Origin of the sequence: Siminovitchia sediminis, from assembly GCF_042680885.1 — a bacterium.
Lineage (GTDB): Bacteria > Bacillota > Bacilli > Bacillales > Bacillaceae_C > Siminovitchia > Siminovitchia sediminis.
The window spans coordinates 84,967-103,709 of record NZ_JBHUEO010000005.1 but is presented as its reverse complement, the minus strand read 5'-3'; the positions used below and the strand labels follow the sequence as shown (position 1 = coordinate 103,709).

Sequence of the window (18,743 nt, the reverse complement as noted above, 5' to 3'; positions counted from 1 at the left end):
AGAACGCAAAAATAAAAAAATTAGGCTCCCGTGTAAAGGGAGCCGCTTTGAAAAAACGTTTTCATTCAAGTTAAAGATGATATTTGAGTTCTTTAAGAAGGGCCCTTCTTGTAATAATGCCTTCAAAATATCCTTCTTCATCAAGAACACATAAAAAAGGATGATCGATCAACAAATTGACCACTTTTTTAAAATCGTCGTTGAGCAATACGATTGGAATGTTCACTGCCATGACATCTTCAACTTTTTTATCGCTAAGTTTTTCGAATTCGATTCGTTCCAGTCCCAATATAGATTCCGTTATAATCGCTGAGCTGATCAAACCATGAAGCTTAAATCGGGCATCCAATACTGGAACTGCTGAATACCCGCTTTTGGTAAGAACAAGCAAAGCGTGTTCCAAGTTATTTCCTATTTGCACATGGGCTACTTTTTCAGACGGTATCATGTAGTCACTGAGCTTAGGCTCCGTGACCGCCTGACTTTTAAAGGAAATCATTGTTAAACTCCCTCATCTCTTTAGCAAAATCTTTCTAATATCATTTTACCATAAATTTAGAAAAGGGAAACAAATCTGGCACGCGAAATATCTTTTCCTTCAAAATGGGCGGCTTCCTCAGTATAGGTTTGTTAAAAAATCTCTGATTAACTAAAGGACTTTGCTTCCTGGACGATATCAAAGATTTCTATAGCCGCAGCATCAACGTCATCAAATTGATACGTTTTCTTGTTCTTGTCTTTATCGTATTCTTCCACTTCAAATGTTCCGGTATTGGAAAAAAACTTCACTTGGCAGATTACTTTTCCGTTTACTTCAAACTGTCTTTGAGGTACATCCTCATGGCCCTCCATATTTTGCATTGTTTGCAGTCGTTGAATAATACCTAATAATTGAGACATGTTTTTTACCCCTTTCTTTGGGAAGACACACTTATTATAAAAGAAGCTGATTTCACAATGCAAATTTCTTTAGGGAGGGCGAGCGTAATATGAATCAATAAAAATGATTAAACAAGAAGCAGCCGCCCTATTTTAATTACCCTGACATACAGCTGCCAAACCATAAATCAATGTTTTTTATTTACTGGTCCTCTTTTATATTCAATAAAGATTCATTTAGCTTTCTAAGGGCGCGTATGACGGTTTTTTTGCGGTTATATCCTTTTACATGAACGGAAACCCCATTCATGCTCGTATAGACTTGCCCCCATGAACCGTACGGTTTAAATCCATAAATATATATTTTAATGACTCCGGATTTTGATGGCAGGAAAACAGCTTCATAATTTCTGTTCTTCTTCAAGTCAGCAACCCCTTCCTTGCATGCGTCCTTTATATATGTTCAACCTTGTAATCACCATCTCACTGACACAGTAAATATACACCTGACATGCTCCCATTTCAAGTATAAATTCATAAACTCTTGACTTGCTTTTTCATCATTTTTTAATATGATATAATGATATGTACTTTCCATCAGACACAGAAAGGAGAATATATTTGTGGATCCGGATGTTAAAAAACCAGCTCCGCTAAAGCCGACAGTCAATAATCTTTCCCAAGCGATATTTATAGTAAACCGGCATGCAAAAACTGCCACGGACTCCAAGTTTCTATACAGCTTAAAAAAACAGGCACTTGAAAAAATGATCAAGGAAAAAAAAGCGGTAAAAACCGGACTTCATTTTTCCAGAAACCCCAAGTTCAGCCAACAGCAATCAGATGTGTTAGTTAAGTGTGGCAATTATACTTTTCATATTCCGCCGACAAAGGAAGATTTTCAACAATTACCTCATTTAGGCCATCTTGATCAGCATTCCCGCAATCCAAAAACTCGCATGTCTTTAAATTATGCCAAAAAGCTCCTCCAAGAATACACTGGTCTCAAGGAACCCAAGCAGAATCAACATAAACACCGTCATAGAAATCACCAAAAACCTGTATTTAAAAAGTTGGGAGACAGCTTTTAATATTTGTTGTCTTCCCCTTGCAACCGGTAAGGGAATAGAAAGGATGACGATGTTCTTCTCCGGTTTTTTGTGAAATGAATTTCTATTTTCAGTACGTTTTTAACTGGAAGAACCTGGCTCCGAGCAGGCAAACAAAGAGAAAGTTTTGAACGTTGGGTCCCTTGCTTAGTTCGGCCGGAAGCAGGACACTATGTTCGCCTGAAAATGGATATATATAATATGTTGGATCTAAATAAAAAAAAGGCTGTCAGCAAGTCAGCCATAAACTGAATTTCATGCACAGCCTATCTTCTAACTTTCGATTTAAATTTCTGAACCATATGTTGAAGATCACGGGGTCTCGATCAATTATTTACTCCAATATTTAATCAGTGCCTGTGTCCCGCTGTCTTCTTCCCCTTTTGCAGCCAACGTTTGATACATTTTTTGCGCCAGTTCCAACCCTGGAAGCTCCAACTCCATTTTTTTGGCTTCCTCAATAGCAATTCCCATATCTTTTATAAAGTGTTTAATAAAAAACCCCGGAGAATAATCTTCTTTTAAAACTCTCGGAATTAAGTTGGATAAAGACCAGCTCCCTGCTGCACCCGTACTGATCGATTCCAGCATTTTCTCGGCATCCAGACCAGCCTTCCTGGCATACACCAGCGCCTCGGTAACGCCAATCATATTAGAGGCTATCGCTATTTGGTTGCACATTTTGGCATGCTGGCCTGCACCGGCTCCACCATGAAAAACAATGTTGTTTCCAAGGACAGAGAATATAGACCGAACTTCGTTAAATATTTTTTCCGATCCCCCTGCCATGATCGAAAGCGTACCGTTTTTGGCCCCGATATCCCCTCCTGAGACCGGGGCGTCCAAGGCCGCCATTCCATATTTCAATGCCTCGTCAGAAATTTTTTTGGCAAGGGTCGGGGTAGAGGTTGTCATATCGATAACAATCTTGCCTTCTCCAGCCCCTTCAAAAATGCCTTTATTTCCAAAATAAACACTTTCTACATCATGTGGATAGCCTACCATGGTTATGATGACATCCGAAGCTTCAGCAACTTCACGCGGTGTATCTCGCCATTCGGCTCCTTCCCGAAGCAATTCTCCGGCCTTTGCTTTCGTACGGGTATAAAGGACAGCAGGGTATCCGTTCTTTATTAAATTGCGGACCATGGATCTTCCCATAACGCCCAGTCCAATAAAGCCGATTGTTTTCATATAAGTATCCTCCTTTTTCCATTGTCCATCTGCGGCTCCTACGCTTTTCTTCTATCCAGATCCGGCCGGAAGGGCTCGAGGTCGCTTCGACTAAACCATGAAGGCCAAATGCGCCTTCATTGGTTTTGTCTCCAGCTTGTCGCCCCTAATCATCCGGCCTACGCTTTTCTATATAGATCTTAGCTTCCCGCCATCAATAACCAGTGTACTTCCTGTCAAGTATGTGTTTCCTTCAGAAGCCAAGAAAACAACCATTTTTGCAAATTCTTCTGGCCTGCCTTCCCTTCCAAGCGGTATGCTCTCTTCTGACCGGGCTTTAATTTCCGCTGGAGATACGCCTTGCCGTTTGGCTTCCACTTCATCAAGGTGGTGCACTCTTTCCGTTGAGATTCTTCCAGGACCTACGGTATTTATCAGTATGTTATACTTAGCAAATTCATCGGCGATTGTTTTGGACATTCCGACAATCCCCAGCCTAAATGTATTAGATAAGATCAACCCGGGAATAGGTTCCCTAATGGAAGACGACGCGATGTTAATAATTTTTCCGCCTTTTTCCTTTAAATAAGGAAGCGCTTCTCTGATGACTCTTATATAAGAAAGGAGGTTCAGTTCAAAAGATTGTTGCCAGTCCTCATCTTTCATACTTTCAAAGCTTCCTGCAGGAGGTCCTCCGGCATTGTTAATTAAAATGTCAATTCCACCTAACACTTCTCCTGTATGTTTGACTGTCCTTTGAATGTCATCAAGGTTGGTTATATCACATTTTATGTATTCGACTTTTCCTCCGCGCAGCCTATTTAGTTCTTCAGCCACTTCTTTCAGCCGCTCCTCATTTCTGCTGGCCAGCATGACATCTGTTCCTTCTATTGCCAATTGCTCAGCAACAGCCTTTCCCAATCCCTGACTCGAAGCCATTACAAGCGCTTTCTTCCCCTTTAATCCTAAGTCCAACATTCTCATCTCCTTTTATATCTTCGGAATCTTGACATAAGTATATCATATAGAAAAATCCTCGAGTTCAGCATAATGAGATGTTGGACAAAAAAAGGAAGACTCATGGTCTTCCAAAAAAGGGGGAAAAATGAGATTGACATGACTACTTGAAATTCCAATCAGTCATGGTTAGTATTCTATTACCCAATCCTAACTTCACTAACCTCATTTTTACCTTTTTATATATTTCAATTTTGTTACAAATTATACCGAGATCAACCCGCCAAATAATGATACGAGGATCAGGCTGACGGCGCCTACTGATACCGCAGCTATGAATCCGATAATAAAGGGTTTAAACCCAAGGCCCTTAAAAATGTGAAAGTTTGTAGACAGCCCTACTCCGGCCATGGCCATCCCCAATAAATAGGTGGACCCAAAACTGCTGGCTTGTGTATAAAATGCCTCCCATCCTGCAGGAGAAAAAAATCCAAACGCCTGGCCGGATTGATCAGTTGTAAAGTCCCCGGCTGTACGGATGAGTGCCATCAGCAGAAAACCAACGACAAAGAGCGGGATTAATTTATACCACTTAGGAATATTGACTTTCTCATCTTCAGTACCGCCGCCATTTTTGAAAAATAAGTAAGATATGAGCGGAATGACCGCAATGATGAATAGATTTCTTGTCAGCTTTGTAATTGTAGCAACATCCACTGCTTTTTCCATATTAAACATCTGGCTGTAAATCAAGGCCGATCCAGCCACTTGAGCCGTATCATGAATGGCTGTTCCCAGAAACAAACCAGCTTTGATGGGTTCATCGGCAAAAAAGAAATGTGCAGCATATGGGTAAAAAAGCATTCCAATCAAACCAAACATCGTAATGTTTGCTATCGCATAGGAAATTTCGTCATCTTTTGCTTTCACCACTGGCGATGTTGCCATGATAGCTGTTACTCCGCATATTCCTGTTCCACATGCGATAAGTGTTCCTAATCTTTTTGACTGATTCATTTTCCGTGTAAAGTATAATGTAACAATCAATCCGCAGGAGATACAGGCAACTATCAGGGGAAGCCCCCATGCCCCCAGCTTTAACGCCTGTACCAGGCTGAGGCGAAGTCCCAGAAGAATAATACCGGCTCTTAAAGCGTATTTAACAGAGAACGAAACCCCTTGCGTAAAAACCGTGTGAAGACCGACTGTATTTCGAATCAGGATTCCTAAAAGAATGGCGACAAATATACCTGAAACCGGACTGGCGCTTCCCGGAGGGAGAATGTGTAACCCGATCAGTAATTTTCCGATCCAATCTGCAACAAATATTCCAGCCATCATGACAGCCAGGCAGATGGCAAGGCCGGAAAGCATCCCGATCATTTGACTGTCCTTTTGGGCATTGGTACTATCGTTTGTTTTCACTTTCGCTGTGTTGATCGCCTTCAACCCCTTTCATGCGTGTTATACACATTCTAGCACGTATCAGGGAAAGGGGATCATTCGTTCTTTTGATAGTCTCTATTGCAAATCTTTATGACAGCGGAGTTTTTTGGTATATAGTGTTTGCACTTTCTCTCAATTTAGTGCACACTATAGAAAAAAATAAAGGGGAGAAGCCAATGAAAGTTGCAAAAGTCGGTGATCTTATCGAATTTAAAAATGGCCTTAGGGGAATTGTGGAAAAGATAAATGAAAACTCTGTAATTGTTGACCTCACCTATATGGAGAACTACCGGGAGCTTGATTTAGAGGAAAAAACAGTCATTAACCACCGAAATTATAAAATCATTACAGAGTCCGTTAAACTATAATACAAGCATCTATTATGAAGGCAGGAATCCTGCTGAACCTGCCAAAAAGAAACGTGACCAGCTTTCATTTACATGTCACATAAACTTGTCATGTATTTAATCACAATGTATAAGCTGAGCATCTTTAGTCCCTTCAATTATTTAATTATATGTACCGGTTCCCTTCCAAAATTACCCGTATCATACCGAATATAGGAATGGAAGAACCGGCTTTTTTCAAGTAAAAAAGGAAACAATTGCATGCTCAGAAAAGAACTGGTTATATGTAATACTGACTCCAGGAGGATTACCATTGAAGAAATTTCTATTATTACTTATCGTTTTGTTGTCTTTCACATTCATCTCAGCATGCGGCACAACAAATAGTAATGAGCAAGAAAACTCGAATTCTGTACTTGAAGAGACGGGCAATCAGGAAGAGACAAATTCGACATCAGGACAGGATTCAACCGGTGATGATTCCGCTGTAGAAAACGAAAGTTCTGCGGAAGATTCTTCAACTGCCGATCAAGATCAGGAAAATGGAAACATCCGGATCATGGAACAAAATCTTACCTACAAAGTGAATGGAAAACAATTTGAGAAAACGGCGTTTTTAAAACAGAGTGACAACCAGGATTTTTCTTTGTTTGTACTGCCGGAATATGAATTAACTGGTGAAGAACCGCGTAAAGACGTCCTGTATATGAAAGAAAATGATACGCTCTTCATGCGGATTGAACTCCTTCCAAAAGATGCAAATATTGAGCAAGAAACTGAAACGGTCAAATCCCAGCTTGAATCGGTAAGTTCTGACATTAAGAAAACCCTGCCTGACCATCATGATTGGCTCAAAAATGCATCAGGTTTTACAGCCGAAAATGATCAGGATCGTGTCAGCGCATACCTTATTCCACAGGGAAACGATCTCCTGAAATTAACGATTTTTACTCCTTCTCAACAACAAGCAGAGGATCCATTTTTGGCGATGGCAAAAACCATTGAGTGGGAATAAACCTCCGCCAAATGAAGATTTGGAAATGGGCTTTCATTGGTGTGCACGGCATCCGGATTTGGCCGGGGACCCTGAAGAAGACTTGTTTAGTTTTTGCTAAAAGTCTACAAAGCCTGGTGCAGCCGCCAGGCTATGATTTTTTTATGAGCAACAGCAATAAAAAACCAATACTGACATAACCGAATAGCGGGTACAGCCATTCAAGCAGCGTACTATATTTGACCAGACTGACGATATATACTGCAGCCAATATACCGGCGTGAATGAAAAAACTGCGGATGGGAATATATTGTCGTATTTGCTTTTCCAGTCCATACAAGTTCCCGATGACAGATGTAAAGATCTCTCCATATATAATAAGAAGATAAATCAAATATAATCCCCCTGCTGCTCTCTTTACGATGACAGCCATCGGAATTTCATAGGCCGCAGGATCCGTATGTGTGCCAAGTGTCATGTGACTCAATAATAAAATGACGGTCAGCAACACCCCGCCCACGATTCCACCCAGCCTTACTGTATTTCTGTCGTTAATCTCAATAGCCATTGGCACTAAAACAGCTTGAGCCAGAGCGAGATTAAATGCTGCATAAGAAAAGGCTGATAGTCCGGCTTGAACCCCTTCCTTCCAATCCAAAAAAGTAAATTCAGACTGAAAACTACTGCCGGTTTGAAAGACCTGAATCATCACCAAAAAGGTGAAAAATACCATTAAGGGCACAACAAAGGCATTGACACCAAACAACCCTTTAATCCCTGCAGACAGAACAATTAAAGTAAGTACCACGGTAAAAAGCAGCCCGGAATGACGCGGAAGATTCAGCTGCTCCGTAAACAAGGCCTCCGCTCCGGAAAGCATGACTGCACATACGCCTGCGAGCATCATAAATAGGAAGAGATTCATAACTGCAGAGAACCTGCCAAATAAATACTGATTGAGTTCCTCAAAGGACTGTGCCTTTATGTGAATCGCAATCAACATCATTTTTGCACCTGAAATAATAAACAGGACCCCTGCAAGTAAAATGGCTGCTGTTCCCCAAGCACCGAATCTGGTAAAAAACTCTACGATCTCCCGTCCTGTTGCAAAACCAGCTCCCACGATAGTACCGACAAATACAGCTGCTACTTGGAAAGCCTCTGACCATTTTTTCAACTGATGCTCCCCTTTCCTCTCTTTTATCCATATGAGACAAGTACGAAAAAAATCTGCTTTTTTTATCAAAGGGTTGAAAGTCAAAAATGGTCAGTGTATAATAAAGCTACAAGGTCAAATTTGATCAAACAAAAAGACCTGTTTTTTAATCAATCATTAGTCAAAGAAAGTCAAAGTCAAAGTCGAAATTTAAATATTGGAGGGATAACGATATGATATGCAGCAAATGTAATCAAAGAAATGCTAATGTTCATCTCCATGTAAATATGAACGGACAAAAGCAAACCCTGGCATTATGCTCTGCTTGTTATGCCGCTGAAAAAAATAATAACCCTGCGAAGAAAGGCTTGCCGTTTGGGAACAATCTTGGAAACTTGGATGACTTCTTCAAAGGTTTTCCAGGTACGGGCGGGCATTCCTTTCATCCAAACATAAACCCCCACGTTCAACAAAGTGCCGGAGGTCAGGGCGGAGGATTTCTTGATCAGTTTGGCCGCAATCTAAATGATGCTGCCCGAGCAGGATTAATCGACCCTGTGATTGGGCGTGAAGAAGAAATTCACCGGGTCATCGAAATTCTAAACCGGAGAAATAAAAACAATCCTGTATTAATCGGTGAGCCGGGCGTTGGTAAAACAGCGATTGCTGAAGGGCTGGCTTTAAAGATTATTGAAGAAACTGTCCCTTCTAAATTAAAAAACAAAGAAGTTTACTTACTTGATGTGGCTTCTCTTGTCGCTAATACAGGTATTAGAGGCCAATTTGAGGAAAGAATGAAACAACTTATTGCCGAACTTCAAAACCGTAAAAACGTTTTGCTGTTCATTGACGAAATTCACTTGCTTGTGGGTGCAGGCTCAGCTGAAGGATCCATGGACGCCGGTAACATTTTAAAACCGGCATTGGCCCGAGGCGAACTCCAAGTCATTGGCGCAACTACGCTTAAAGAGTACCGTCAAATTGAGAAAGATGCTGCTTTGGAAAGGCGCTTCCAGCCGGTACTGGTCGGCGAACCAAGCTTGGAAAAAGCCCTTGAAATTTTACATGGTTTAAAGGACAAGTATGAAAACTTCCACAGTGTGACATATACAAATGAAGCGCTAAAAGCTTGTGTAGACTTGTCAAACCGTTATATTCAAGACCGCTTCCTTCCAGACAAAGCGATTGATTTAATGGATGAAGCCGGATCAAAAATAAACTTGATGATCACTAAGCCAAATAAAGAAGAAGCGTTACAGAGATATGCAGAGTTGGAAAAAGAAAAACAAGCTGCTCTGGCCAAAGAAGATTATGAAACAGCGGCTAAACTCCGAGATGAAGAAACGTACTTGGAGAAAATTCTTAACGAAGAATCCTCTGAGCACAGGCTGGTTGTAGATGTGCAAACCATTGAAGAGATCATTGCGCAGAAAACAGGGATTCCTGTAGGTAAACTGGAGTCAGATGAACAAAAGAAAATGAAACATTTAGTGCACAGCCTGTCTTCCAAAGTCATCGGCCAGGAAGAGGCCGTAAGGAAAGTTGCTAAAGCCATCCGCCGCAGCCGCGCCGGATTAAAGGCCAAGAATCGTCCAATCGGATCCTTCCTGTTCGCAGGACCAACAGGTGTGGGTAAAACTGAACTGACAAGAGTACTGGCCGAAGAATTGTTCGGGACAAAAGATGCCTATATCCGGCTTGATATGAGTGAATATATGGAAAAACACAGCGTATCCAAGTTGATCGGATCACCTCCAGGATATGTTGGCCATGAAGAAGCCGGTCAGTTAACTGAGAGAGTACGCCGCAATCCATACAGTATTATATTGCTTGATGAGATTGAAAAGGCGCACCCTGACGTACAGCATATGTTCCTGCAAATCATGGAGGACGGCAGATTGACAGACAGCCAAGGCAGAACGGTTAGCTTTAAAGATACCGTGATAATTATGACCAGCAACGCCGGATCAAGTGTGAAAGAAATTAAAGTTGGTTTCGATAAGAGTGATGCATTGAGAGAAACAAGCATCTTGGACACACTAGGCTCATTCTTTAAACCAGAATTCTTAAACCGCTTTGATGCTATTATCGAGTTCAATCAGCTTACGAAAGAACATTTGTTAAAAATCGTGGATCTTCTTATAGCTGAATTAATCCATTCGTTGTCAGAACAAAATGTAGAACTAGAAATCACAGAAGAAGTAAAAGAAAAATTAGCCGAACTCGGTTACCATCCACAATTTGGTGCACGTCCTCTTCGACGGGCCATCCAAGAACAGCTTGAAGATCAAATTGCAGATTTTCTCTTGGATCATGAAGATGTAAAACATCTTAAAGCTGTTATGGAGAATGAAAAAATTACTGTTAAACCAATAGAAGCTGTTTAGTGTTGCAGTCGTAAATGGCACCAATAAAGAAAAAACGCTTGGGCGCTTCATAAGATTGAAGGCCCAAGCGTTTTATTTTGTGCTTTGAAGTTTCAGGCTTGCCCATAGCCGGTATGACACTAGGCCTGTCCTGACATAGTTACGAAGTTTGAATTTTTCTTGATGAATAGGCATTTGCAAATAGAGCAAACGGTGGTTTACGCATCTGATGAAAAGACGTTGGAGAGGTTTCTGATTGGAAATTATAATAATAATCGTTTAGCAGCTTGTCCAATTCCCGGCTGCAGGTCACCGTTTGATCCGCGCAAAGACCGTATTTTTCTCCTAGAACCATCATTTCTTCACGTTTCTTCTGTATCTTTGCTAAAAATAACCTTTGATCCTGACAGCTGTACATAAAGTAATTCCCTCCGACATCGTTCTCTTCGACTGACTTATTGTCTCAAAATTAGGGAAGTTTGTAAACAGTCATTCAAAAAAAGACATCTTTATGACAAAACTTCGTTTCTTTTTCATACTTACTGTCATAAGACACCTTCCAATATAAGAAGCTGCTCCTTTTTATCGATTTGGTTCCCCGCATACCCTGTTAAACTTTTATTTTTTCCAATGACACGGTGACAAGGGATTAAAATAGGCAAACGATTCGCCTTGTTTGCTTGGCCGACTGCCCTAACAGCTTTTTCATTTTCAATAGCGGCAGCAATATCGGCATACGACCTCGTTTCCCCGTATGGAATAGCCAATAGCTGCTCCCAGACTGCTTTTTGAAAGGTTGTCCCCTGAATAGATAACGGTACGGTGAATGTTTGGCGTTTTCCTTGAAAATATTCCCTCAGCTGAATAATAGCTTCTTTTAAAACAAGATGGTCATCTTGTTGAGACATCGACTCTTTTAATTGATTTGGAATTTCATCATAACTGAAATAAATCCCTGTCATTCCAGCATCTGTCGCCAATAGAAACAATTTGTCTATTGAACTGTCCATTTCAGTATAATAAAATGACATATTAGATTCTCCTTTTCCATCCCGCTCTCATCATCTTTTGTTACCTAAATGTAATGTTTAAGTATGATTGTAGAGGGTAAAGTGAATGAGTGACGAACAGAGTTGCAGGTGATAAAAATGAAAAAGCGAGATTCTTATTTTGACAATGCTAAAATATTATTGATTTTTCTCGTCGTGTTTGGGCATTTCCTTCAATCCTACATTGATACAAATGCCTTCATTTCTTTCTTGTATAAATTTATTTATACGTTTCACATGCCGGCCTTTATCTTGATTTCGGGCTTTTTCGCGAAAGGGATCTATGAAAAGGGATATATCAGCAAAATAACAAAGAAATTAATTCTCCCATACATTTTATTTCAAATCGTCTATGCAATATTTTACTACTTTTTAAACAGTAAAGACACCTTTCAATTGGAGCTTTTTCAGCCGCATTGGTCACTTTGGTTCTTAATCAGCCTGTTTTGCTGGCATATCATGCTGCTGATTTTTAACCGTATGAAACCGGGATACGCTCTCACCCTTGCCGTTCTGATCGGACTTGGGGCAGGATATTTCGACTGGATTTCGACTTATTTTAGTTTATCGAGAACCTTGGTCTTTTTCCCGTTTTTCTTAATCGGTTATTACTTGAGCAAGAAACAGATTGAGGCCTTGGTACAGCCGAGGGTAAAACTGGGAGCAGTTTTAATCATGGTGACTGTAGCCGTTGGCTTACTTAGCTTCCCCGATTTTAATGAAAAATGGTTTTTTGGTTCAAAATCCTATATTGAGATGGGAAATGCAGAGTTTTATGGAATGGTGAAGCGGGCCGTCATATATGCTGTTCAAGCTGCAATGGCTGCAAGCTTTTTAGCATTTGTTCCAAAACGGCAATTCTTTTTTACCCGTTGGGGGAGAAATACCTTGTACGTTTACTTGCTGCACGGATTTATCATCCGGACATTTAGAGGGCTGAACATGGAGGAGTATATTAATCAAATGCAATTGCCGATTTTATTGATTGCCAGTCTTATTTTGACCGCCCTCCTTTCAAGTAAATTAATTACCGGTTTAACACAGCCTTTTATTGAAATGACTTTTACCAGATGGAAGAAAGCAGCCAACCGGTTAAGAAATGAATACAGTTCGACATAATCTGGAGCGATGGTTCGCTCCTTTTTTCTGTTACAATAGGACCATTCGCCATTATTCAAAAAATTCCTTCTTTTTTTAACATCAATTTGTGGTTTTCTTTATTCTTCGTTAAAATGAAAGAAAATAGGAGCGCAACAAAAGGAGCTGCACAACAGATGAAAGTAATCGCCAGTACGCTGAATGCGAAATATATACATACCAACCTGGCCATCCGGTACTTAAAGGCATTTGCCGAGCCTGAACATTCCATCGAGCTTGCAGAATACACCATCAATGACCCCGCACTCAATATTGTAACAGACCTTTTTTCCAAAAAACCGGATGTCCTGGGGTTTAGCTGTTATATATGGAACATCGAAGAAACGATCAAAGTCATTCAGATCATCCGAAAAGTTCTTCCGGAAGTCAAAATTATACTGGGAGGCCCAGAGGTCTCCTACGATGTTGTCTATTGGCTTAAGCGTTTAAAAGAAATAGACTTTATCGTCATTGGAGAAGGTGAAAAAACTTTCAAAGTGCTGCTTGATGCATTAAAAAATGGCGGCAGTACGGATGACATTTTGGGAATTGGTTTTGTAAAGGACGATAAACCAGTAATCAACCCGATCAGGGAAAAAATAGATCTGAGAGAAATGCCATCACCCTTCCGCTTTCCCGAAGACAAAGAAAATTTATCCAAACGGGTGACTTATATTGAAACAAGCAGAGGCTGCCCTTTCAGCTGCCAATTTTGCCTTTCATCCATTGAAGTGGGCGTAAGGTATTTTAAACGCGAACAAATGAAGGAAGACATCAGATACTTAATGGCGAATGGCGCCAAGACCATCAAATTTGTCGACCGCACTTTTAATATCAGCCGAAGCTATGCAATGGAAATGTTTCAATTTTTAATTGATGAACATGTACCCGGCACTGTATTCCAATTTGAAATTACGGGCGACATCATGCGTCCGGAAGTCATCGACTTTTTAAATAAAAATGCGCCGCCAGGGCTCTTTCGCTTTGAAATTGGAGTTCAATCCACAAATGACCTGACGAATCAGCTTGTTAAAAGGCGTCAAAACTTTGAAAAGCTGACGAGAACTGTAACGATGGTAAAAGACGGCGGGAAAATCGTCCAGCATCTGGATTTAATTGCAGGACTTCCTGAAGAGGATTATCATTCCTTCAAGAAAACATTTAATGATGTCTTTGCCTTAAAGCCCGAAGAATTGCAGCTTGGCTTTTTAAAAATGCTCAGAGGTACCGGATTAAGAATATCTGCAAAACAGTTTGGATACGTTTATATGGACCAGGCACCGTATGAAATACTTCAAAATCATGTGCTGGATTTTGAAGATGTCTTAAAAATTAAGCAAGTCGAAGATGTATTGGAAAAATATTGGAACGGTCACAGAATGGATCATGCGGTAGACTATATCACAACTGCCTGTTTTGATACGCCGTTTGATTTCTTCCAGGAGTTTGGTTCTTATTGGGATGAACAAGGCTGGTCACGCATCGGACACCAGCTGGAAGACCTGTTTAAAAGACTTTTGCAGTTTTTGCATGATAAGGAAATCAGGAACAGAAAATTGGCTGAGGGCATTATGAAATATGATTATTTGTTAAACCATCGTTATAAGCCGAGGAAACTATGGTGGTCCCCCTCCGCTTCGGTCGGCAGGCAGGAGCGCACCGACATTTATTCCGCCATCAATGAGGACAACAGTCTGGCGGGAAGTGAATTTGCATCATTGAAGTTAAATGAACGCGAGTTATATAAACATACGATTATTGAAAAGTTCCCATTTTTATTAGGTGAATATATACACAATGGAAACATTATTCCACAAACCTCCTATGCCCTGGTTTATTTTGACCCTGCCACCGGCCGGTCCTCGTTTTATCCTTTGGAAACCGAGCAGCATTTCCAGATGGCATAATCGAGTAAAGGGGCAAAATCCACTTTGGCAATCATTGTGTTTTGGGTTCTCACGCTATCACCGGATGTCTTCAGTGACTGTTTTAGAGGACTCTATCTCATTGGGGCAACAGAAAATTTCTCCAGTGACCTTTTTTGAAAAGTCTATCTCTTTCGGTCACCCGAGATCCCCCCGGGTACGTTTTTGGGTTTGTCTAAAGACGGCATAGACCAGACGAGATCCCCGTCCATTCTGTCAACCTTGATACATCAAAACGAAGTTCTTCACAAAAAAACCGGCATACGCCGGTTTTTTCTATAATAATTCCTTGCGAAGCTGCTCAGGAGTTTTGGGAGATAAATGTCCGATGGGCACATCAAAGACTGTTTTTGCCCCCGCTTGACCCTCTTGGCTCATTTTATAAGCGGCTCGTGCATAGGTCACCAATATGCTTGAAGTGAATTCAGGGTTGCTGTCAAGTTTCAGAGAATATTCGACAATCTGATTTGTGTTTTCTCCGGTAATACCGCTCCGAATCACGAATCCCCCGTGAACCATCTTTGAGTGGTTCTTTTTCAATTCTTCTTCCGAAATGAAATGTACTGTTGTTTCATAATCGGCAAAATAGTTGGGCATTGTTTTGATGTCCTGCTCAATTTTCTGCTTGTCGGCTCCTTCCTCAGCAACTACATAACATTCGCGCAAATGTTTTTCTCTAGTTGACAATTCAGGATTCTCCCCGCTTCTGACACGATTGACCGCTTCTTCAATCGGTATCGTATATTGGACTCCTGCTTTTACACCCCGCACCCTTCTGACCGCATCTGAGTGACCTTGGCTAAGTCCTTTTCCCCAGAAGGTATATGTCTCTCCCTCAGGAAGAATTGCTTCTCCAAGCAAACGGTTCATAGAGAACATGCCTGGATCCCATCCGACTGAAATAATGCTTATATGATTGCCTGATTTTGCCGCATCATCCATTTTTTCATAATACTCGGGGATCTTTGCGTGGGTATCATAGCTGTCAATCGTATTAAAAAGTTTGGCAAATTCTGGCCCTTGTTCCGGAAGATCCGTTGCCGATCCGCCGCATAAAATCATGACATCGATTTTATCCTTATATTGTTCCACCTCTGAAATATGTACAACCTTAGCAGATGAATCCAGTGTTTGAAGGCTCTTGGGGTCTCTGCGGGTGAAAATGGCCGCCAGCTCCATATCTTTATTTTGCTTCAATGCGTATTCAACGCCTCTCCCCAAGTTTCCGTATCCATTAATGCCAATTCTAATCTTTTGGTTCATGTTACATCCTCCTCGAACAAAAAAGTGGGTACTAACCTATTATGACGCGTTCTTTCGGATAATGAAAGTCAGGTGCTTTTTCATTTTTCGCCATCAGGAATAAAAATGACAATATTCCTACTCTGCCAATAAACATGAGAAGAATGAGCAGCCACTTACCAAAGGTGCTTAAAGTCGGTGTTATGCCCATGGAAGCCCCACATGTGCCAAAAGCCGATGCGGTTTCAAAAATAATGGCGATCAGGCTGGCGTCTTCGGTAATGGCCAATAGCAGAACAGACAGGGAATACATCACCACAGCGAGCATCAATACAACCAGCGATTTAATAATATCCTCGGGATGAATCTCCCGATTGAAAATTTTAATGGTCCGGTGCCCTTTGGCGTAGTGGAACAAAAATAAAATACTCAGCGCAAAAGTTGTGGTTCTAATTCCACCTCCCACTGAACTTGGAGAAGCGCCGATAAACATCAAGGCCGACAAAAAAAGAATTGTCGGTACAGAAAACTCATTGATATCCATTGTCAGTAAACCTGCACTTCTCATTGTAGTGGATTGAAATAAAGCATAAAACAATGACTCATGCCAGGACTTCCCTGCGAAGAAATCATTAAACTCAAGAGCTATGATTACAATGGTACCAACGAACAGCAATATAAAATATGTGGCAGTGGTAATTTTAGTAAACAAAGAAAACCGAAACTGTTCGTTTGTATTTTTATGAAAAAGAAACTTTTTTATTTCGATCCAGACCGGAAAGCCAATGGCCCCCAATATAATCAATATCATCGTAATAAATTGTACAAAATAATCATGTGCAAAAGGCTTAAGGGATTCGCCCGTAATATCAAACCCGGCATTCGTAGTTGCACTGACGGAAGCAAACAGCCCTTGTAAAAACGCTTCTTGAGGACTTGAAAAATAATTCAGGTAATATGTACCAAGCACAAGGGCCCCGGCTGCTTCAATCAATATAATTAAATAAAGAATTTGTTTCAGCATCTGTACTAGACCGGAAAGATTCAATTGATTTTGATCCGCTTTAATTAACTGTCTTTGTTTAAGTCCGATCTTCTTTCCCAACATAATCCAAAAGAATGTACTGATCGTCATGATGCCGATGCCCCCGACTTGAAGTGCAAAAATCAGGATAAATATCCCCGTCACTGTAAATGTATCGGGGATGCTTACGGTCGTTAATCCTGTCACGCTTACAGAACTGGCTGCAACAAAGATCGCATCCATGGCCGACCAATCGGCTCCCTCCTGTCTGGCAGCAGGAAGACTGAGAAGTAATGCCACAATGCCCACCGTTAAAAAGTAATATCCGACTAAGATGCGAAAAGGCGTTAGGGAAACTCTATACAATTTTCCTTTATGAAATGGTTTCATCTGCTTCATGACCTCTTTTATGATTTTCGTTCTTACATCATAAGCAAAAAACGCACGAAAGAAAAGTAAAGAACGTCATAAGGTTGGTACTGTTCAAATGTTCCAGCATGGATATCATTTGATTCGAACATACTATCATTGACTTATAAACATAAAGGAGGAAAAATAATGGGACAAAGAAGCAACCAGTTGCTTGTTCCTGGAATAGAAGCATATTTAGATCAAGTAAAAATGGAAATTGCCCAGGAATTTGGTGTTACTCTTGGTTCTGATACTGTTTCCAGAGCCAACGGATCAGTTGGCGGCGAGATTACTAAAAGGCTTGTCAAACAGGCCCAATCTCAACTATCCGGAAATCAAAATAAATAAAACTACAAGCGGCAGAGAAGTGAACTTTGTAGGCAAAGCAGAGGCGGAGACCTACCGCTATAGGTATTCCTTTCCTCAGCCGCCTATGACTGCCACACACACTGTGACGGCGGCTGACTATCCCCCTCTCTAAATCACGCTTGATAAAAAAACAGTCCCCGGTTTGCAGCACAGGGACTGTTTCAACTTATGATTTATTGGACTGAAGGACAGCCCTTCTTTTGGATGTTACGTAACCTGAAACAGCTATCAGGATTAATACGACCCAGAACGTCAATTTCCACTCTATTGATTCCGGGAAATGAGCGTCGAGCACTGCCAGGCTTGGATGCGCAAGCACCATGACTGCCAACTTCACGCCGACCCAGCCAACTATAAGAAAGGCGGCTGTTTCCAATCCAGGGTATTTCGCAAGCAGGCTGACAAAAGAGGTAGCGGCAAAACGCATAATAATGACTCCGATTAATCCCCCAAGAAACATCACAAGGAATTGTCCCCCATCAATCCCTCCGACTTGAAACCATCCGGTCGGTTTTAAAGTAACTGCAAGTACGACTGCAGCCAGCATAGAGTCAATAGCAAATGCAATATCCGCTATTTCCACTTTTAAAACAGTGACCCAGAAAGAAGACCCCTTTCCCTCTTTCACAGTCTTTTCTTTTTCAGATCCCATATATTTTTTCACAAGATAATTGATGGCTAAAAATAATAAATAGGCTGCACCAATTGCTTGGATTTGCCATACATTAACTAAGAACGTAATGAGAAACAATGCTATGAAGCGGAAAGCAAATGCACCAAATAAACCATAAAACAATGCTTTTTTCTGTTGATCCTTAGGCAGATGCTTCACCATGACTGCCATGACAACCGCATTATCAGCTGCGAGTATTCCTTCCAATCCAATAAGTACGACCAGAACCCAAAGATATTCCAACAACATGGATACGTCCAAAAAAATCCCTCCCCAGAAATGGCTCAACTTTCCATCGGCAGGCTTTTATTGGAAACATAAAAAGACCTCTGCCCCCGATGGGCAAAGGTCTTGCTGGACATGTTATTCATGCCAACAAAGCCGGTGAATTGCTTCACGAATTGACGACTTTGTTTCAAATGAGCAGGTAAAGCGCTCATTTGATGCTACTCCCCTTTGACTGGTAGTCAAGCTATATTGTTTGTT

General features: G+C 41.0%; 18 protein-coding genes, 1 pseudogene and 1 riboswitch. Of the genes and pseudogenes, 7 read left to right on the top strand and 12 right to left on the bottom strand.

The annotated features are described in order from the left end of the window. Window positions 1-70: 70 nt before the first annotated feature. From cbpB to ACFSCZ_RS03030, 3 genes are all read right to left on the bottom strand, one after another. Window positions 71-499 (bottom strand): cyclic-di-AMP-binding protein CbpB, encoded by a 429-nt coding sequence (gene cbpB, locus ACFSCZ_RS03040; RefSeq protein ID WP_380772269.1) that lies wholly within the window; start codon window positions 497-499, stop codon window positions 71-73. A 146-nt stretch (window positions 500-645) separates the two neighbouring features. Further along, on the bottom strand, window positions 646-900 hold the full coding sequence (locus ACFSCZ_RS03035) for a YkuJ family protein (RefSeq protein ID WP_380772268.1): 255 nt from the start codon (window positions 898-900) through the stop codon (window positions 646-648). Between the two features lie 181 nt (window positions 901-1,081). Then, window positions 1,082-1,303: a hypothetical protein gene (locus ACFSCZ_RS03030; RefSeq protein WP_380772267.1), complete on the bottom strand. Its 222-nt coding sequence runs from the start codon at window positions 1,301-1,303 to the stop codon at window positions 1,082-1,084. 199 nt (window positions 1,304-1,502) lie between these two features. On the opposite strand from ACFSCZ_RS03030, the gene ACFSCZ_RS03025 reads away from it, so the two are divergent. Continuing rightward, complete coding sequence (locus tag ACFSCZ_RS03025) at window positions 1,503-1,970, top strand: YkyB family protein (protein ID WP_380772266.1); 468 nt, start codon at window positions 1,503-1,505, stop codon at window positions 1,968-1,970. A 348-nt stretch (window positions 1,971-2,318) separates the two neighbouring features. Here ACFSCZ_RS03025 and ACFSCZ_RS03020 read toward each other — a convergent pair. The 3 genes and pseudogenes from ACFSCZ_RS03020 to ACFSCZ_RS03010 all read right to left on the bottom strand — a co-directional run. Continuing rightward, window positions 2,319-3,191 (bottom strand): annotated as a pseudogene (locus ACFSCZ_RS03020) (NAD(P)-dependent oxidoreductase); the annotation flags it as partial. Between the two features lie 159 nt (window positions 3,192-3,350). Then, complete coding sequence (locus tag ACFSCZ_RS03015; RefSeq protein ID WP_380772488.1) at window positions 3,351-4,136, bottom strand: SDR family oxidoreductase; 786 nt, start codon at window positions 4,134-4,136, stop codon at window positions 3,351-3,353. Between the two features lie 246 nt (window positions 4,137-4,382). Beyond that, complete coding sequence (locus ACFSCZ_RS03010; protein WP_380772264.1) at window positions 4,383-5,567, bottom strand: YeiH family protein; 1,185 nt, start codon at window positions 5,565-5,567, stop codon at window positions 4,383-4,385. Between the two features lie 173 nt (window positions 5,568-5,740). Here ACFSCZ_RS03010 and ACFSCZ_RS03005 point away from each other — a divergent pair, with 173 nt between their 5' ends. Together ACFSCZ_RS03005 and ACFSCZ_RS03000 are read left to right on the top strand one after the other, a co-directional pair. Further along, window positions 5,741-5,932, top strand: coding sequence for a YkvS family protein (locus ACFSCZ_RS03005; RefSeq protein WP_380772263.1), 192 nt, complete (start codon window positions 5,741-5,743; stop codon window positions 5,930-5,932). A gap of 292 nt (window positions 5,933-6,224) precedes the next feature. After that, the gene (locus tag ACFSCZ_RS03000; protein WP_380772262.1) at window positions 6,225-6,926 is read left to right on the top strand and encodes a hypothetical protein; all 702 of its coding nucleotides are present in this window, start codon (window positions 6,225-6,227) and stop codon (window positions 6,924-6,926) included. Between the two features lie 130 nt (window positions 6,927-7,056). On the opposite strand, the gene ACFSCZ_RS02995 is transcribed toward ACFSCZ_RS03000, so the two are convergent. Next, window positions 7,057-8,082, bottom strand: coding sequence for a YkvI family membrane protein (locus ACFSCZ_RS02995; RefSeq protein WP_380772261.1), 1,026 nt, complete (start codon window positions 8,080-8,082; stop codon window positions 7,057-7,059). 212 nt (window positions 8,083-8,294) lie between these two features. On the opposite strand from ACFSCZ_RS02995, the gene ACFSCZ_RS02990 reads away from it, so the two are divergent. Further along, window positions 8,295-10,448, top strand: a complete 2,154-nt coding sequence (locus ACFSCZ_RS02990) for an ATP-dependent Clp protease ATP-binding subunit (RefSeq protein WP_380772260.1) — start codon at window positions 8,295-8,297, stop codon at window positions 10,446-10,448. Window positions 10,449-10,587: 139 nt separating this feature from the next. Here ACFSCZ_RS02990 and ACFSCZ_RS02985 read toward each other — a convergent pair whose 3' ends face one another. Together ACFSCZ_RS02985 and ACFSCZ_RS02980 are read right to left on the bottom strand one after the other, a co-directional pair. Further along, a complete protein-coding gene (locus ACFSCZ_RS02985) occupies window positions 10,588-10,845 on the bottom strand; it encodes an aspartyl-phosphate phosphatase Spo0E family protein (RefSeq protein WP_380772259.1) in 258 nt (85 codons plus the stop codon). Window positions 10,846-10,972: 127 nt separating this feature from the next. Then, window positions 10,973-11,458, bottom strand: a complete 486-nt coding sequence (locus tag ACFSCZ_RS02980; protein WP_380772258.1) for a methylated-DNA--[protein]-cysteine S-methyltransferase — start codon at window positions 11,456-11,458, stop codon at window positions 10,973-10,975. Between the two features lie 117 nt (window positions 11,459-11,575). On the opposite strand from ACFSCZ_RS02980, the gene ACFSCZ_RS02975 reads away from it, so the two are divergent. Then, a complete protein-coding gene (locus ACFSCZ_RS02975) occupies window positions 11,576-12,595 on the top strand; it encodes an acyltransferase family protein (protein ID WP_380772257.1) in 1,020 nt (339 codons plus the stop codon). A gap of 155 nt (window positions 12,596-12,750) precedes the next feature. Then, window positions 12,751-14,520, top strand: a complete 1,770-nt coding sequence (locus ACFSCZ_RS02970) for a B12-binding domain-containing radical SAM protein (RefSeq protein WP_380772256.1) — start codon at window positions 12,751-12,753, stop codon at window positions 14,518-14,520. Between the two features lie 294 nt (window positions 14,521-14,814). Here the strand turns inward: ACFSCZ_RS02970 and ACFSCZ_RS02965 are convergent, their stop codons facing one another. Together ACFSCZ_RS02965 and ACFSCZ_RS02960 are read right to left on the bottom strand one after the other, a co-directional pair. Further along, entirely contained in the window at window positions 14,815-15,801 is a 987-nt protein-coding gene (locus ACFSCZ_RS02965) for a diaminopimelate dehydrogenase (protein WP_380772255.1), read from the bottom strand. Window positions 15,802-15,832: 31 nt separating this feature from the next. Further along, window positions 15,833-17,194 (bottom strand): TrkH family potassium uptake protein, encoded by a 1,362-nt coding sequence (locus tag ACFSCZ_RS02960; protein WP_380772254.1) that lies wholly within the window; start codon window positions 17,192-17,194, stop codon window positions 15,833-15,835. A gap of 168 nt (window positions 17,195-17,362) precedes the next feature. Here ACFSCZ_RS02960 and ACFSCZ_RS02955 point away from each other — a divergent pair, with 168 nt between their 5' ends. Further along, a complete protein-coding gene (locus ACFSCZ_RS02955; protein WP_380772253.1) occupies window positions 17,363-17,563 on the top strand; it encodes a small, acid-soluble spore protein, alpha/beta type in 201 nt (66 codons plus the stop codon). Between the two features lie 187 nt (window positions 17,564-17,750). On the opposite strand, the gene ACFSCZ_RS02950 is transcribed toward ACFSCZ_RS02955, so the two are convergent. Continuing rightward, the gene (locus tag ACFSCZ_RS02950) at window positions 17,751-18,518 is read right to left on the bottom strand and encodes a TerC family protein (protein ID WP_380772252.1); all 768 of its coding nucleotides are present in this window, start codon (window positions 18,516-18,518) and stop codon (window positions 17,751-17,753) included. 36 nt (window positions 18,519-18,554) lie between these two features. Beyond that, window positions 18,555-18,724, bottom strand: a riboswitch (yybP-ykoY riboswitch). Window positions 18,725-18,743: the final 19 nt, after the last annotated feature.